Origin of the sequence: Wenxinia saemankumensis (assembly GCF_900141735.1) — a bacterium.
Classification (GTDB): domain Bacteria; phylum Pseudomonadota; class Alphaproteobacteria; order Rhodobacterales; family Rhodobacteraceae; genus Wenxinia; species Wenxinia saemankumensis.
This window is the reverse complement of sequence record NZ_FQYO01000001.1, coordinates 345,129-360,772: the sequence shown is the minus strand read 5'-3', so window position 1 is coordinate 360,772 and position 15,644 is coordinate 345,129. Positions and strand designations below refer to the sequence as shown.

At 72.6% G+C, this 15,644-nt stretch carries 12 protein-coding genes; 6 read left to right on the top strand and 6 right to left on the bottom strand.

Annotation, left to right across the window (positions count from 1 at the left end):
- The first annotated feature begins 50 nt into the window (after window positions 1-50).
- The 4 genes from BUE30_RS01650 to BUE30_RS01635 are packed head-to-tail and all read left to right on the top strand — an operon-like array spanning window position 51 to window position 5,379.
- On the top strand, window positions 51-995 hold the full coding sequence (locus tag BUE30_RS01650) for an ABC transporter permease (protein ID WP_073326008.1): 945 nt from the start codon (window positions 51-53) through the stop codon (window positions 993-995).
- Window positions 976-1,899, top strand: a complete 924-nt coding sequence (locus BUE30_RS01645) for an ABC transporter permease (protein ID WP_244526245.1) — start codon at window positions 976-978, stop codon at window positions 1,897-1,899. The genes BUE30_RS01650 and BUE30_RS01645 overlap by 20 nt, the downstream gene beginning before the upstream one ends.
- Window position 1,900: 1 nt before the next feature.
- Window positions 1,901-3,958 (top strand): ABC transporter ATP-binding protein, encoded by a 2,058-nt coding sequence (locus BUE30_RS01640; protein ID WP_073326006.1) that lies wholly within the window; start codon window positions 1,901-1,903, stop codon window positions 3,956-3,958.
- Window positions 3,955-5,379: a C69 family dipeptidase gene (locus BUE30_RS01635; protein ID WP_073326004.1), complete on the top strand. Its 1,425-nt coding sequence runs from the start codon at window positions 3,955-3,957 to the stop codon at window positions 5,377-5,379. Before BUE30_RS01640 ends, BUE30_RS01635 begins: the two co-directional genes overlap by 4 nt.
- A gap of 213 nt (window positions 5,380-5,592) precedes the next feature.
- Here the strand turns inward: BUE30_RS01635 and BUE30_RS01630 are convergent, their stop codons facing one another.
- The 5 genes from BUE30_RS01630 to BUE30_RS01610 form a co-directional block, all read right to left on the bottom strand.
- Window positions 5,593-6,990, bottom strand: coding sequence for a fused MFS/spermidine synthase (locus BUE30_RS01630; RefSeq protein ID WP_073326002.1), 1,398 nt, complete (start codon window positions 6,988-6,990; stop codon window positions 5,593-5,595).
- 89 nt (window positions 6,991-7,079) lie between these two features.
- Window positions 7,080-8,615 carry a PhnE/PtxC family ABC transporter permease gene (locus BUE30_RS01625; RefSeq protein WP_073326000.1) on the bottom strand — a complete coding sequence of 512 codons (1,536 nt, stop codon included), beginning with the start codon at window positions 8,613-8,615 and terminating at the stop codon, window positions 7,080-7,082.
- Window positions 8,605-9,279, bottom strand: coding sequence for an ATP-binding cassette domain-containing protein (locus BUE30_RS01620; RefSeq protein WP_342068320.1), 675 nt, complete (start codon window positions 9,277-9,279; stop codon window positions 8,605-8,607). The genes BUE30_RS01625 and BUE30_RS01620 overlap by 11 nt, the downstream gene beginning before the upstream one ends.
- Window positions 9,276-10,136, bottom strand: a complete 861-nt coding sequence (locus BUE30_RS01615; RefSeq protein WP_073325999.1) for a putative selenate ABC transporter substrate-binding protein — start codon at window positions 10,134-10,136, stop codon at window positions 9,276-9,278. Before BUE30_RS01615 ends, BUE30_RS01620 begins: the two co-directional genes overlap by 4 nt.
- A 251-nt stretch (window positions 10,137-10,387) precedes the next feature.
- Window positions 10,388-10,843, bottom strand: coding sequence for a MarR family winged helix-turn-helix transcriptional regulator (locus BUE30_RS01610; RefSeq protein WP_073325997.1), 456 nt, complete (start codon window positions 10,841-10,843; stop codon window positions 10,388-10,390).
- 85 nt (window positions 10,844-10,928) lie between these two features.
- On the opposite strand from BUE30_RS01610, the gene hmgA reads away from it, so the two are divergent.
- Window positions 10,929-12,290, top strand: a complete 1,362-nt coding sequence (hmgA, locus tag BUE30_RS01605) for a homogentisate 1,2-dioxygenase (protein WP_073325995.1) — start codon at window positions 10,929-10,931, stop codon at window positions 12,288-12,290.
- Window positions 12,287-13,258 carry a fumarylacetoacetate hydrolase family protein gene (locus BUE30_RS01600; RefSeq protein ID WP_073326509.1) on the top strand — a complete coding sequence of 324 codons (972 nt, stop codon included), beginning with the start codon at window positions 12,287-12,289 and terminating at the stop codon, window positions 13,256-13,258. Before hmgA ends, BUE30_RS01600 begins: the two co-directional genes overlap by 4 nt.
- Before the next feature lie 105 nt (window positions 13,259-13,363).
- Here BUE30_RS01600 and katG read toward each other — a convergent pair whose 3' ends face one another.
- Window positions 13,364-15,571 (bottom strand): catalase/peroxidase HPI, encoded by a 2,208-nt coding sequence (gene katG / locus BUE30_RS01595; RefSeq protein ID WP_073325993.1) that lies wholly within the window; start codon window positions 15,569-15,571, stop codon window positions 13,364-13,366.
- Window positions 15,572-15,644 lie beyond the last annotated feature (73 nt).

Below are 15,644 nucleotides of genomic sequence, written 5' to 3'. Positions count from 1 at the left end.
GCCTCCCGGCCCGGGGGGCGGGCGTCCGATACCGGACCGTTCCCGATTCCATGATCGCCTATCTCGTCAAACGGCTGGGACTCGCCGCGCTCGTCGTCGTGGCGGTGCTGCTGGCGCTGTTCTCGCTGCTGCACATGATCCCGGGCAACCCGGCCATCCTGGCGCTCGGCACGCGCGCCTCGCCCGAGGCGATCGCGGAATACTCCGCCCGGATGCGGCTGGACGAGCCGGTCTGGGTGCAGTTCGCCTATTTCATCGGCAACGCGCTGCAGGGGGACCTCGGCGCCGACGTCTTCTCCAACCGGCCGGTGACGGCGGTGATCGCCGAGCGGATCGGCTTCTCGCTGGCGCTGATCTGCGCCGGGATGGGATGGGCGGTGCTGCTCGGCATCCCGCTGGGCTGCCTCGCCGCCGTCCGGCCGGGCAGCTGGCTGGACCGGGTGACCGGCATCCTCTCCGTCGGCACGATCGCGGTGCCGTCCTTCCTCGTCTCGATCTGGGCGCTGCTGCTCTTCTCGATCCAGCTGCGCTGGCTGCCCGCCATCGGGGCGGGGGAGCCGGGGGACCTGCCCGACCAGCTGAGCCACCTCGTCCTGCCGGCCTTCGCCATCGGCCTCGGCTGGGTCGGCTACCTCGCCCGGATGGTCCGCGCCTCGATGCTGGAGGTGCTGGGCGAACCCTACATCCGCTCGGCCCGGGCCTTCGGCCTCACCCCGCGCCGGGTCGTGCTGGGCTATGCCCTGCGGGTCGCGATCCTGCCGACGATCACGCTGATCGGGATGGGGTTCGGCGGGCTCATCTCCTCGGCCGTCTTCGCCGAGATCATCTTCGCCCGGCCCGGCGTCGGGAAACTGATCTTCGACGCGGTCTCGGACCGCAACTTCCCCCTCGTGCAGGGCGGCGTGCTGGTGGCGACGGGATTCTACATCCTCGTCGTCCTGCTCTCCGACCTCGTCATCGCCTGGCTGGATCCCCGTGTCCGTTCCTCCCTCTGAGACCGCCATTCCCGAGATGCCGCCCGGCCCGGCCGACGGCCCGGGGCGCGAGAGCGCCGGCCGCGAGCGGCGGGACAAGCTGCGCCGCTTCCTGTCGGACTGGCAGGGCGTGACCGGGCTGGCGCTGGTGGTGCTGTTCTTCGCCAGCGCGATCCTCGCGCCCTGGCTCGCGCCCTACGACCCCAACGCGATGGACATTCCCGCGCGGATGTCCGGCCCCTCGCTCGCCCATCTCGCCGGGACCGACCAGCTCGGGCGCGACACCTTCTCGCGCGTGCTGCATGGCGGGCGCGTCGCGCTCTACATCGCCTCGATCGGGGTATCGGTCTCGCTGGTCCTCGGCCTCGTCCTCGGCATGGTGGCGGGGTTCGGGCCGCGCTGGCTGGACAGCCTGCTGCTGCTGGTCTTCGACGCCGTGCGCTCGTTCCCGGCGATCATCCTCGCGCTCGCCACCGTGGCGCTGACCGGGCCCTCGCTGGGCGTGGTGCTGGCCATCGTCATCGTCACGACGATTCCCAGCTATGCCCGCGTCGCCCGCACCGCGACGATGGCGCTGCGCCATACCGAGTTCATCCTGGCCGAGCGCTCGCTCGGCGCCTCCACTCCCCGGATCCTGCTGCACCACGTCATGCCGAACGTGATCGGCCCGCTGCTGATCCTCGCCGCGATGGAGGTGCCGGTCGTGGTGTCGATCGAGGCGGGGCTGTCCTTCCTCGGCATCGGCGTCCTGCCCCCCCGGTCGAGCTGGGGGACGATCCTGAACGAGGGGTACCTCGTCATCCGCGACGCGCCGTGGATGGTGGTGGCCGGGGGCATCCCGCTGATCCTGACGACTCTCGGCTTCACCTTCCTCGGCGAGGCGCTGCGCGACATCTTCGACCCCCGCATGGGACGGGAGCGCTAGGATGGCGGAGAACCTGCTGACCGTCGATGGCCTCTCGCTCGACTTCCGCACCGGGCGGGGCCGGGTCCGGGCGCTGCGCGACGTCTCCTTCCCGGTGCGGCGGGGCCGCATCCTCGGCATCGTGGGCGAGAGCGGCTCGGGCAAGAGCACGGTCCTGTGGTCGATCCTGGGCCTGCTCGCCCGCAACGCCGAGGTGACGGCGGGGCGGATCGACTTCGAGGGGCGCGATCTGCTGACGCTCGGCGGCGCCGATCTGCGTGCGGTGCGGGGCGAGAAGATCAGCGTCGTCTTCCAGGATCCGATGACCTCGCAGATACCCGTCCTGCCCTATGCCCGCCAGATGGAGGACATCCTCTATCGCCGGCCCCTGTCCCGCGCGGCCAAGCGGGACGCGGCGGTCGACCTGCTGCGCCGCGTCGGCATCCCCGATCCGGACAGCCGGATCGACGCCTACCCGCACCAGTTCTCGGGCGGGATGCGCCAGCGCGCCGCCATCGCCATGTCGATGCTCACCGGCCCGAACCTGCTGCTCGCGGACGAGCCCACGACCGCGCTCGACGTCACGACCGAGGCGCAGATCGTCGCCCTGATGCGCGACCTGCAGACCGAGTTCGAGACGACCATCGTCGTCGTTTCGCACGATCTGGGCCTGATCGCCGAACTCTGCGACGACGTCGTGGTGATGTATGCCGGCGAGGTGGTCGAGACGGGGGAGGTGCGCGACATCTTCCACCATGCGCGTCACCCCTACACGCGGGCCCTGCTCGAATGCGACCCCGCCCGGATCGCCGAGGTCAGCCGCCGGCTGCCGGTGATCCGGGGCGACCTGCCGGACCTGACGCGCCCCTTGCAGGGCTGCATCTTCGCCCCGCGCTGCCAGCGCGCCATGCCGGGCTGCGCCACGATCCCGCCGCCCGTCGTGCCGCGCGGCACCGGGGCGGCGAAATGCCACCTGCTGGACGGCCCGCTCGCCGATCCGGACTGGCCCCCGCCGGCCGGCACCGCCACCGTGCCGCGGCAGGAGGCGGCCGCGCCGCCCGCCCGGCCGGATGGCGGGACGCTGCTCGAGCTGCGCGACGTCAACGTCCGGTTCCGCACGATGGGCCCGATCCGGGCCCGGCTGCGCGGCGTCGCCGACCCCCATGTGGATGCGGTCCTCGATGCCGGCCTGACGATCCGCGCGGGCGAGACGCTGGCCCTCGTCGGCGAGAGCGGGTCGGGCAAGACCACGCTCGGCCGCGCGATCCTGAACCTGCAGCCCGTCGATGGCGGGTCCGTCCGCTTCGACGGGGCCGAGATCGCCAATGCCCCCGAACGCCGGTTCAAGCCGCTGCGCCGCGACATGGCGATGATGTTCCAGGACCCTGTCGGCTCGCTCAGCCCGCGCAAGTCGGTCCGCGCCCTCATCACCGAGCCGCTGCTGATCCACGGCGTCGCCGGGCGCGACCTCGACGCCGAGGCGGAGCGGCTGGCCGACATGGTGCGCCTGCCGCGCGGCTTTCTCTCCCGCTACCCGCACGAGCTGTCGGGCGGGCAGGCGCGGCGCGTCGGCGTGGCGCGGGCGCTGGCGCTGAACCCCCGGCTCATCGTCGCGGACGAGCCGACGGCGGGGCTCGACGTGTCGGTCCAGGGCGAGATCCTGAACCTGATGTCGGACCTGCAGGCCGAGCACGGGCTGAGCTACCTCTTCATCACCCACAACCTGCCGGTGGTGCGGCACGTCGCGGACCGCATCGCGATCATGTATCTCGGCCGCATCGTCGAGGCGGGCCCGGCGGCCGAGATCTTCGCCGCGCCGGCCCATCCCTACACCGCCGCGCTGGTCGGCGGCGTCCCCCATCCCGATCCGGACCGGCGGCGCCCGCCCGGATCCGCGATCGGGGGCGAGGTGCCGAGCCTGCTGCGTCGCCCGCGGGGCTGCGACTTCGCCGCGCGCTGCCCCCATGCGCGCGAGGCCTGCCGCGAGGCCAAGCCGCCGCACGCCCGGATCGCCCCCGGCCATACCCATGCCTGCCTGTTCCCGCTGCGCGGCGCCAACGACACGACGAGGATTCGATGAGCTACGGCATCTATATCGGCCGCAACCTGACCGAGACCGGCCATGCCTGGCTCGCCGGTTACGGCGACGAGCCGTCGAGCCACTGGCTCGAGATCGTGCCGGCGGCCGACCACGAGGAGGGGGCGACGGTCACCGTCGGCGTGGGCCCCGAGAGCGACATGCCCGGCCGCCGGACCGAGATCCCGCAGGCCGCGCGGACGGCCCGGCACATGCGGGTCAGCTACAGCTACTACCTCGGCGTGCCGGCCCCGATCACCAATGGCGGGCTGAACGAGCACGGCGTCGCCGTGCGCGACATCTGGTCCACCTCGCGCGATGCGCTGATCGCGATGACCCCGGCCGACCAGACCGGCCCCAACTATTCCGACCTCGCCCGGATCGTGATGGAGCGCGCCCGCACCGCGCGCGAGGGGGTGGACCTCATCGCCGCGCTGATCGCCGAGCACGGCTATTCCGACTACGGCGGCAATTCCCACATCATCGCCGACCCGGACGAGGCCTGGGTGGTGATCCAGTTCTCCGGCGGCAAGGGGCTGTGGGTGGCAGAGCGGCTGGGCGCGGACGACATCCGCGCCTCGCGTCCCGGCTATGTCGGCGTGGTGCCGACCCAGCCGGACGAGCGATTCCTCTACCCCGCGCATTTCATCTCGACCGCCGTCGAGCTCGGCTGGTTCGACCCCGCCTCCGGCGCGCCCTTCGACGTCAACGCGATCTACGGCGACGGCAAGGGCCGGTGGGAGGGGATGGCCTGGGTCGAGGCCGAGATGCGCCGGCGCGCCGAGGCGGGGCCGATCACCTTCGCCGATGTCTGCTGGGCCATCCAGACCGAGGTGCTGACGGGCGATACCGCCGGCTACGGCCAGGTCGTGCCGCTGGTCCATCCCGCCGACCCGGCGCTGCGGGTGATGTGGCACGCACCGGTCGGCCCGGTCACGGCGCCGCTCGTCCCGGTCTTCCTCGGCCAGGCGGGCGTGCCGGACGAATACGCCCAGCACCGGTACCTGACGACGGGCGAGGCGCACCGCTTCCTCGACCGCCGGAAGGAGGTGAAGGATCCCGAGACGGTCAGCCATGTCCCCCAGGGGATCGAGGTGTCGACCTGTGCGGTGGCCGAATTCAAGCGCCTGATGCACCTGGCCTTCCAGGACGAGGGGCTGCGGGTCGAGGCCTGGGACCATTTCCGCGCGATGGAGGCGGAGATCGCCGCCGACCTGCCGAGGGTGCTGCGCAGCGCAGAGCTGCTGATCGCGGCCGGCGAGCCGGTTCTCGCGGCGCGGCTGCTGACGCGCGAGAATGCCGCCTGGCTGGGCCGGGGGCTTGACGATTGCCGGGCGCTGGCCGCCTCGGGCCATGCCCGGCTCCGCCAGCGCGGCGTCCTCAACCGCACGCGCCGCCCCCTCGCGCCCGCGCAGCGCTGGTAGGCCTTCGGGCGGCCCCCCGGCCCCCGCGCGGGGGCTCGGCCGGGGTCGCTGCGGTCCCCCGTCGGGGCGGGGGCGGACCGCCCGCGCAGGGCGACATCCTCCCGCGCGCTTGCCTTGCCCGGTCGCAGCACCGATCCGCGCGGCGCGGGCCTCGACACGGCGATCAGGCGCAGCCCCGGGGGCAGGGAGCGGAACCGCCGCCCCGGGGCGCCCCTACCTGTGCCCGACCCAGCCGCGATCGTCGGTGAAGGCGCGGGCGGGCGTGATCCCCACGGGGGCGAATCCCTCCGGCAGGCCGTCGAGCGGTTCCAGGGGGGCGGGTGCGGCGGCGAGCAGGACGTTCGCGCGGCCCCGCCCGCTGACCGGGCCCTGCACCGCCGTCACATGCGGCCACAGCTCGCGCAGGATCGCCGCGACGCCCCGGGCGAGCGGACCGTCCGGGCGGTCGATCAGGTTCACGTAGACCGGCCCGTCCGTGATGGCGCGCAGCCGGGCAAAGGCCTCGCGCGTGACCAGATGCGCCGGCACCGAGCCGGAGGAGAAGGCGTCCATCACCGCCGCGTCGAACCGGCCTTCCGCCTCGTTCAGGTAGACCCGGCCGTCCGCGTGCACGATCTGCAGCCGGTCCTCCGCCCCGGCCATCACGGCCGAGGCGCGGGGCAGGCCGGCGCGCACCACCTCGGTGATCAGGGGATCGATCTCCACCGCGACGGCCCGGGCTTCGGGGCGGGCGGCCAGCAGCGCGGTCGGCAGCGTGTAGCCGCCGCCCCCGACGAAGAGCACGCGCGCCTCGGGCCCGGTATCGCGGTCCAGCCGGTCGCGGATCCAGCGGGTATAGGCGATCGCCAGGTCCCCCTCCTCCGCCACCGGCTCCGCCGCCTGCAGCGTGCGGTCCGAGAACAGCCGGATCTCGCCGCCGCGGCGTTCGACATGCAGGCAGGACAGGCCCGACTCGAACTCGCAGACCGGATTGCCCGCGACCCCGGCCAGCCCGGTGAAGCCGATCGCCGCGACGATGGCGAGCGGCTGCGTCCCCGGCCCGCCCCGGAGGAAGGGCAGACAGGCCAGGACGAGCGCCCCGCAACCGGCGAAGGTCGCGACCGACCCGATCAGCGGCAGCGTGACGAACCCGGCGAGTACCGCGCCCCCGATCGCCCCGGCCGAGCCGGCCGCGAGGGCGAGGCCGAGGGCCGATCCCTCGCGTCCCGGCCGCGCCTCGATCGCCAGCTTCGTCAGCAGCGGCGAGGGCAGGGTGACCCCGACCGAGGCCGGGAAGAAGGCGAGGACGGCGCTCAGCACCATCCCCCCGGTCCCCCGCGCGCCCCAGCCCGCCAGGGCGCCCAGCAGGGCCGGCGACAGCGCCATCAGCACGGCGGTCGCGACCAGGCCGGTGCGGATCGCGGACAGCGCGGCGGGGCGCGGCCTGTCGGCGATGATCCCGCCCCAGGCGCTGCCCGTCGCGAATCCGGCCAGGACGACGGCGATCACCGTCGTCCAGGTCAGCAGCGAGGTGCCGTGATAGGGGGCGAGGACGCGCCCTGCCGCGATCTCGTAGGTCAGTCCGACCGCGGACAGCAGCAGGATCAGGCCGATCGCGATCCAGAACCTCATGACGTCTCTCCGTTTCCCGGGCCGCGCGACCATGGGGGAGGCGGGCGGGCGAGGGAAGGGGCCGCCGGACGATGCGGCGGGCCCCGCCCTCAGGCGGTCCGGTCCGCCGCCATCTCGACCGCCGCGCCGCCGCGGCCCTCTGCCCCGCTGCGCAGCGGAGCCCGCCCGACGCGGCGCCGCAGCGCGCGCGACAGCGCGTCAACCGCGCTGGTCATCAGCCCGGTCGCCACCAGCAGGACCAGGACCCGGTCCATCCGCAGCTCGGCCACCGCCATGTCGACGAAGAAGCCCAGCGTCGCGACCCCGAGCAGGCCCATCACCGCCGTCTCGCGCAGGATGATCTCCCACCGGTAGAGGCAGAGCGCGAGGAACGGGCCGAAGAGGCGCGGCGCCAGCTCGTAGCCCCAGAGCGACAGCCCGCGCGGCGCGTCCCGGCGCAGCCCCGGCACCAGCGCGGCCCCCTCGCGCCCCGTCAGGTGGCCGATGATCGCCCCGTTATGCAGCGCGAGCGCCAGGATCGCGGGCAGCATCGAGGGGCCGAAGACCTGCAGGAACAGGTAGGCCAGCATGTATTCCGGCAGGCTCCGCAGGATCACGAGCACCAGATGCGTCGCCGCCGCCCCGATGCGGCCCGAGACGCGCGGAACCAGCGGCCCCGAGGCGGCGAAGGCCAGCGCCCCGGTCAGGACCAGCGCGATCTGCCCGACGATCAACGTGGCGATCAGTCCCGGCAGCGCCTGTCCCGTCAGCAGCGGCTGCAGCCAGTCCCAGACCGCGCCCGCGCCCTCGCCCCGGCGCAGCGGGGCGGGCACGATGTCCTGGCTCAGGAACCGCCATAGCGCCCCCGACCCCATCGGCGGGCTGCGCACCATCAGCACCGAGACCAGGGCCGCCGCGATCCAGGGCAGGACGAGCCGCGGCCGCATCCAGTGCCGCAGGCTCGCGATCAGCAGCACGTAGAGGATCAGGATCGCGCTCGCCGCGCCGTAATCCCCCAGCTTGAAGAACCCGTCGAGCTGGAAGCCCAGCGTCGGCAGCCCGACGAAGCCCAGAACCGCCGAGGACCGCATGCCGCATTCCAGCCGGTAGATCGTGTAGGTCCACATCTGCCCCCGGATCACCGGCAGGCGGGCATAGAGGAACCGCGACAGCGCATCCGTCCCCGGCGGCAGCGCGGCGAGCGGGGCGGGATCGGCCTCGTCCATCTGCTCGGAGAAGACCTTGGCGAAGATCCCGGCATAGGGCAGGGCGATGGCCAGCACCCCCGTCGCGGCGCTGATCCCCAGGACCTGCATCAGCAGCAGCGCCCAGAACAGCTCGTGCACGCTGCGCAGCGCAATGCAGAGCGCGCGGACCGGCCGCGCGCCGTAGAACGGGGCGAGGACGAAACCGGCGGCCGCGCCCGCCGCCACCCCCGCGATGGCGAAGGTGACGGTCAGCCACAGCGCCCGGCCGATCCGGTCCACCGCGCCGAAATCGGGCGAGAGCGCCCCCCGCGCCATCCGGCCGAGCACGGCCCAGGGATCGTGCCCGGCCGGGGCGATGTCGGCGAAGGGCAGGGCGAGCGCGGCCGCCGCGACGAAGAGCAGGACGACCGACCGGCGGGACAGCGTCTCAGGCAGCATAGAGCCGCTCCAGTTCGCCCGCCCCGATCTCTCCGGGCGCCGCGTCGAAGGCGATCCGCCCGCCCCGCAGCCCGATCAGCCGGGTGGCGAAGGCGCGGGCCTGGCCGACATCGTGCAGCGCCAGGATCGCGGTGCCGAACGCCGCCGACATCTCGTCCAGCAACCGGCCCGCCTGGCCCTCGTCCACCGCCGAGACGGGCTCGTCCGCGATCAGCGCCGCGCCCCCGCGATAGAGCGCACGGGCCAGCGCGGTGCGCTGCTTCTGCCCGCCGGACAGGCCCTCGACCGCGCGCGGCGCCTCCTCGCCCAGCCCGACCCGGTCGAGAATCGCGTCGATCTCTGCCCGGTCGCGCGACCGGACACGCAGCAGCGACGTCAGGTTGTAGGCGGCCGAACGGTCGTCCAGCCGCCCCATCAGCACGTTGTGCCGGACCGAGAGTTGCGGGACGAGCGCATGGTCCTGCGGCACCAGCGCGACCCGGTGGCCGCCCCCCACGATCCGGTCGTGCAGGGCGCCGAGCAGGGTCGACTTGCCCGCGCCGCTGCGGCCGAGCAGGACCACCCGCTCGCCGGGCGCGACGGAGAGCGTGATCTGCCGCAGGACCGCGCCGGCGCCGTAGCCCAGCGCCTCGTCCCGCAGCGCGACGAGGGGCACCGCGCTCACTCGATCAGGTCGAGCGCGCGCGCGGTATCCTCGATCGGGGCGTAATCCGCGTTGGAGGCGGGCACGAAGCCGCTGCGGGGAAAGGCGGCGAGGATCGCGGGATCGTCCATCCCCAGGATCGCATCGGTCAGCCGCTGCGAGAATCCCGCGCCGAAGCGGTCGTCGAGATCGCCCCGGATCGTCCAGTTGTAATCGGGATAGGGCGGCGTCTGCCAGATCACCGTGGTCGTGTCGATCTCGGGCGCGCCTTCGGCCACCGCACTGTCGTAGACCGCGTAGTTGAGCGCGCCGACATCCCACGCGCCGGAGGCGACGAGCCGCAGCGTCTGGCTGTGATCGCCCGAATAGCCGACCCGGTCGAACAGCGCGTCGGGGGCCTGGCCCGTCTCCTCTCGGATCCAGAACTCGGGCATCAGCCGCCCGGAGGTCGAGGTCTGCGCCCCGAAGGTGAAGGTGAGCCCCGCGAGGGAATCGGCGGGGAACTCCTCGCCCGGCTCGATCCCGGTCTCGGTATTGGCGATGAAATAGGTGACGAAGGCGCCGTCCTCGGTGCCCTGGGCGATCGCCTCTGCGCCCGGGGTGGCGAGCCGCGCCTGCACGCCCGACAGCCCGCCGAACCAGGCGAGCTGGACCTGGTCGTTGCGGAAGGCGGTGACAGCGGCGGGATAGCTCTTGACCGGCACGAAGGCGACGTCGACGTCCAGCTCCTCGGCCAGGTAGTCGGCGACGGCCGAGAAGCGGGCGATCAGCGCCGTCTCGTCCTCGTCGGGGATCGCCGAGAAATAGAGGGTCTGCGCCTGCGCGGCAGAGCCGAGCAGCAGGGCGGCGAGGGCGGGAAGCATGCGTTTTCGGATCATCGTCGGGTCTTTCCTGCGGTCCTTGGTCGTCGGGGCGGCGTCGCGGCCGGTCGGCTGACGGGCCGTCGCCGGGGCATCGTCAGCGGGACGGTCGCGCCCGTGCCCGTCTCATAGGGCGTCTCGTCGGGCGGCGCGACCACCTTCGGGGGCGGGGGCGGGGGCGGCCCCCGGTGGGCGGCGGCCGCGAGAGGGGTCCGGAGGGCGCCTCTGCGGCTGGAAGGGCCGGGCGCGGCGCGCCGCCGGAACCCCGGTCAGTCCTCCTCTGCCTCCAGGGCCCGCAGCGCGGCGTCGAGGCCCTGATAGCCGGCGGCCCCCAGCCGCGCTTCGATCCGCGCCTGGTAGGCCTGCGCCAGCGGCAGCAATTCGGCCAGCAGGGCGCGCCCCGCGGGCGTCAGGCGCAGCACGACGAGGCGCCGGTCGGCGGGCGAGGCGGTCTTCTCCAGCAATCCCTTCGCGGCGAGCCGCGCGGCCGTGCGGCTGACCTCGTAGCGCTCCAGCTGGATCCCGGCCTCGACATCGCGGACCGAGATGTCGGGACCGGCCCCCGCCAGATGGGCCAGCACCCGCCATTCGGGCACGGTCAGCCCGAACCGGTCGCGGTAGAGCCGCGCGAGATCCTCGCTCGACCGCTTTGCCGCGACCGCCAGCCGGTAGGGAAGGAACGTGCCGAGGTCGAACGGGGGCAGATCGTCCGGTCCGTCGTCCATCGCGCCCCTCCACCCTCGCCCGTTTGACATCGTAGCAATTGCAACGAATACTGCAACCGCCCGTTTCCGGGCAGGGAGGATCGCCATGACATCAACCGATCTGCCGCCCGGCCTGACCCGCGCGCCCGGCCCGGGCGGCCCCCATGACGGCTACATGCCGGGCTTCGGCAACGATTTCGAGACCGAGGCGCTGCCGGGCGCGCTGCCGCAGGGGATGAACTCGCCCCAGCGCTGCGCCTACGGCCTCTATGGCGAACAGCTTTCCGGCACCGCCTTCACCGCGCCGGGGCACCAGAACGAGCGGACCTGGTGCTACCGGATCCGCCCCAGCGTGAAGCATACCGGCCGCTTCGCTCCTCTCGACCTGCCCTATTGGAAGACCGCGCCGCACATCCTGCGGGGCGTGACCAGCCTCGGCCAGTATCGCTGGGACCCGGTGCCGCATACGGAGGCGCCGCTGACCTGGCTGACGGGCATGCGGACGATGACGACGGCCGGCGACGTCAACATCCAGGTCGGCATGGCCGCGCATGTCTACCTCGTCACCCGGTCGATGGAGGACCAGTATTTCTACAGCGCGGACAGCGAATTGCTGGTCGTTCCTCAGGCAGGGCGGCTGCGGTTCCTGACCGAGCTCGGGGTGATCGACCTCGCCCCGCAGGAGATCGCGATCCTGCCCCGCGGCCTCGTCTACCGGGTGGACCTGCTGGAGGGGCCGGCGCGCGGCTTCGTCTGCGAGAATTACGGCCAGACCTTCGAGCTGCCGCAACGCGGGCCCATCGGTGCGAACTGCATGGCGAACCGGCGGGACTTCAAGACGCCCGTGGCCGCCTTCGAGGACCGCGAGGGGCCGGCCCGCCTGACGATCAAGTGGTGCGGCGGCTTCCACGAATGCGAGATCGGGCACAGCCCGCTCGACGTGGTCGCCTGGCACGGCAATTACGCACCGGTGAAGTACGATCTGACGACATATTGTCCGGTCGGGGCCGTGCTGTTCGACCACCCCGACCCGTCGATCTTCACGGTCCTCACCGCCCCCTCCGGCGTGGCGGGCACGGCCAATATCGACTTCGTCCTGTTCCGCGACCGCTGGATGGTCGCCGAGGACACGTTCCGCCCGCCCTGGTACCACAAGAACGTCATGTCCGAGCTGATGGGCAACATCCACGGACAGTACGACGCCAAGCCGCAGGGATTCGTCCCCGGGGGGATGAGCCTGCACAACATGATGCTGCCCCATGGCCCCGACCGCGAGGCCTTCGAGAAGGCGTCGCGGGCCGAGCTGAAGCCGGTCAAGCTGGAGGACACGATGTCCTTCATGTTCGAGACAAGGTTCCCGCAGCATCTGACAGAATTCGCCGGGAAAGAGGCGCCGCTGCAGGACGATTACGTCACCTGCTGGGAGGGGATCGAGAAGCGGTTCGACGGGCGCCGGGACCCGTGGTGAGGGTCGCCACCCTGCGCGACGGGTCGCCGGACGGGCGGCTCGTCCTCGTGGCGGAGGATGGCGCGACCTGCCGGCCGGCCGCCGCCCGCACCCTGCAGGCGGCCCTCGACGACGGCTCCGGCGCGGGGTTCGAGGCGGCCGGGGAGGCGCGCCCCTTCGATCCCGCCGCGGCGATGGCCCCGCTGCCGCGCGCCTTCCTCTTCCTCGACGGGTCCGCCTACGTGAACCATGTCGACCTCGTCCGCCGGGCGCGGGGTGCCGAGATGCCGGCGCGGTTCTGGCATGACCCGCTCATGTACCAGGGACATTCGGTCTTCGACGGCCCGCGCGCGCCGATCCGGGGGGCGCCCGAATGGGGCATCGACTTCGAGGCGGAGGTGGCGGTCATGACCCGGGCCGTCCCGCGCGGGACGTCCCCCGGGGAGGCGCGCGCCCTCGTCGCCTTCGTCACGCTGCTGAACGACGTCTCGCTGCGCGCGCTGATCCCGGAGGAGCTGTCGAAGGGGTTCGGCTTCGTCCAGTCCAAGCCCGCCTCGTCCTGCGCGCCGCTGGCCGTGGCGCCGGACGACCTGCCGGGCTGGGATGGCGGGCGGCTGCACGGCGCGCTGCGGGTCGACCTGAACGGGCGCCCCTTCGGCCGGGCCGAGGCGGGCGAGGACATGACCTTCGACTTCCCGCGCCTGATCGCCCATGCGGCCCGCACGCGCGATCTGTCGGCGGGGACGGTGATCGGGTCGGGCACGGTGTCGAACCGTGACGCGGGCGGAGGCCCGGGCCGCCCGGTGGCCGAGGGCGGTCGCGGCTATTCCTGCCTCGCCGAGCAGCGGATGGTCGAGACGCTGCAAACCGGCGCCCCGGTCACGCCGTTCCTCGCGGGGGGCGACCGGGTGACCATCCGGATGGAGGACGGGTCCGGCCGCGACCTCTTCGGCACGATCGAGCAGGTAGTCGACACCGCGCCGGCCTGAGCCCGGCGCCGGCCCGGCCCACCGGAACGCGAACCGCCCGCCCCCGGCGGCGGGGACGGGCGGCAGCGCGGCCCGCCGCGGGGGCGGGCCGCCGGTCGGGCCGGATCAGGCCGCGCGCAGGTCGAAGCGGTCGGCCTCCATCACCTTGGTCCAGGCGGCGACGAAGTCGCGGACGAACTTGTCGCCCGCATCCTCGGCCGCGTAGATCTCGGCGATGTGCCGCAGCTCGGAATTCGAGCCGAAGACGAGATCGACGCGCGTCGCCGTCCACTTCTCCTCGCCGGTGGCGCGGTTCGTGCCGACATAGGTGTGCGGATGGCTGTCCGACGCCGCCCAGGCCGTCTCCATGTCCAGCAGGTTGACGAAGACGTCGTTCGTCAGCTGGCCGGGCCGGTCGGTCAGCACGCCGTGCGACGTGCCGCCGTGGTTCAGGCCCATCGCCCGCATCCCGCCCACGAGGACGGTCATCTCGGGCCCCGTCAGCGTCAGCAGGTTCGCCCGGTCGAGCAGCAGCTGCTCGGCCGGCACGGTGAACTCGGCGTCGACATAGTTGCGGAAGCCGTCGGCGCGGACCTTCATCGGCTCGAAGGCCTCGGCGTCGGTCATCTCGTCGGTGGCGTCGGTCCGGCCCGGGGTGAAGGGCACCTCGATCTCGTGGCCGGCCTCCTTCGCCATTCGCTCGACCGCGGCGGCGCCGCCGAGGACGATGAGATCGGCGAGCGAGACCTTCTTGCCGCCTTCGGTGTCGAAACCGGCCTTCACGCCTTCCAGCGCGCCCAGCACCCGGGCGAGGGTCTCGGGCTCGTTCGCCTCCCAGTCCTTCTGCGGGGCGAGGCGGATGCGCGCGCCGTTGGCGCCGCCCCGCCGGTCCGACCCGCGATAGGTCGAGGCCGAGGCCCAGGCGACGAAGGCGAGGTCACGCGGGGAGACGCCCGCATCCAGCACCTTCGCCTTCAGCGCCGCGATGTCGGCGGCGTCGACCAGGGGGTGATCCACCTCGGGCACCGGATCCTGCCAGATCAGCACCTCGGACGGGACCTCGGGGCCGTGGTAGCAGGCGCGCGGGCCCATGTCGCGATGGGTCAGCTTGAACCAGGCGCGGGCGAAGGCGTCGGCGAACTCGTCGGGGTTCTCGTAGAAGCGGCGCGAGATCTTCTCGTAGGCCGGGTCCGCGATCATCGACAGGTCGGTGGTCAGCATCGAGGGATGGGTCGTCCCCGTCCCGTGCGCCTCGGGCACCGTGCCCTCGCCGGCGCCGTCCTTGGGCTTCCACTGCCAGGCGCCGGCGGGGCTCTTCGTCAGCTCCCATTCGTATTCGAACAGGTTCTTGAAGTAGCCCATGCCCCACTTGGTCGGGGTCGTCGTCCAGACGACCTCGAGCCCGGAGGTGAAGGTGTCGGCGCCGTGCAACCCGTGCTTGTGCTTCCAGCCGAAGCCCTGCTCGGTGATGTCCGCGCCTTCCGGCTCGACGTCGATGTCGTCCGGGTTGCCCTTGCCGTGCGTCTTGCCGAAGGTGTGGCCGCCCGCGATCAGCGCGACCGTCTCCTCGTCGTTCATCGCCATCCGGCCGAAGGTCTCGCGGATGTCGTGCGCGGCGGCGACCGGGTCGGGCTTGCCGTCCGGTCCCTCGGGATTGACGTAGATCAGGCCCATCTGCACCGCGGCGAGCGGGTTCTCGAGGACGCGGTCACCCGAATAGCGGCTGTTCGGCTTGTCCGACGTCGAGAGCCATTCCTCTTCCGAGCCCCAGTAGATGTCCTCGGTCGGCTCGAAGATGTCGGCGCGGCCACCGGCGAAGCCGAAGGTCCGGAGCCCCATGTCCTCGAGCGCGCAGTTCCCGGCCAGGATGATGAGGTCGGCCCAGGACAGGGCGGCGCCGTACTTCTTCTTGACCGGCCAGAGCAGGCGGCGGGCCTTGTCGAGATTGGCGTTGTCCGGCCAGGAGTTCAGCGGCGCGAAGCGCTGCGCGCCCGAGCGCGCGCCCCCGCGGCCGTCGCCGGTGCGGTAGGATCCGGCCGAGTGCCAGGCCATGCGGATGAAGAACGGCCCGTAATGGCCCCAATCGGCGGGCCACCACTCCTTCGAATCCTTCATCAGGGCGTAGATGTCCTGCTTGACCGCGGCGAGGTCGAGCCCCTTGAACGCGCGGACATAGTCGAAGTCCTTGTCCATCGGGTCGCCGCTGAGACCGTTCTGGTGCAGGATCTTCAGAGAGAGCTGGCTCGGCCACCAGTCCTTGTTCTTCCGGCCCCGGAAGGTGTGGTGCATCACCGGGCAGCCGCCCGACCCCGTACCCGTATCGTTGCCATCCATGACGACGCTCCTCATGCGGTGGTGTTTGGAAGCGTTCTAAAAAGTCGAGGGGCAGGGGGCAAGGGGCGGGGCG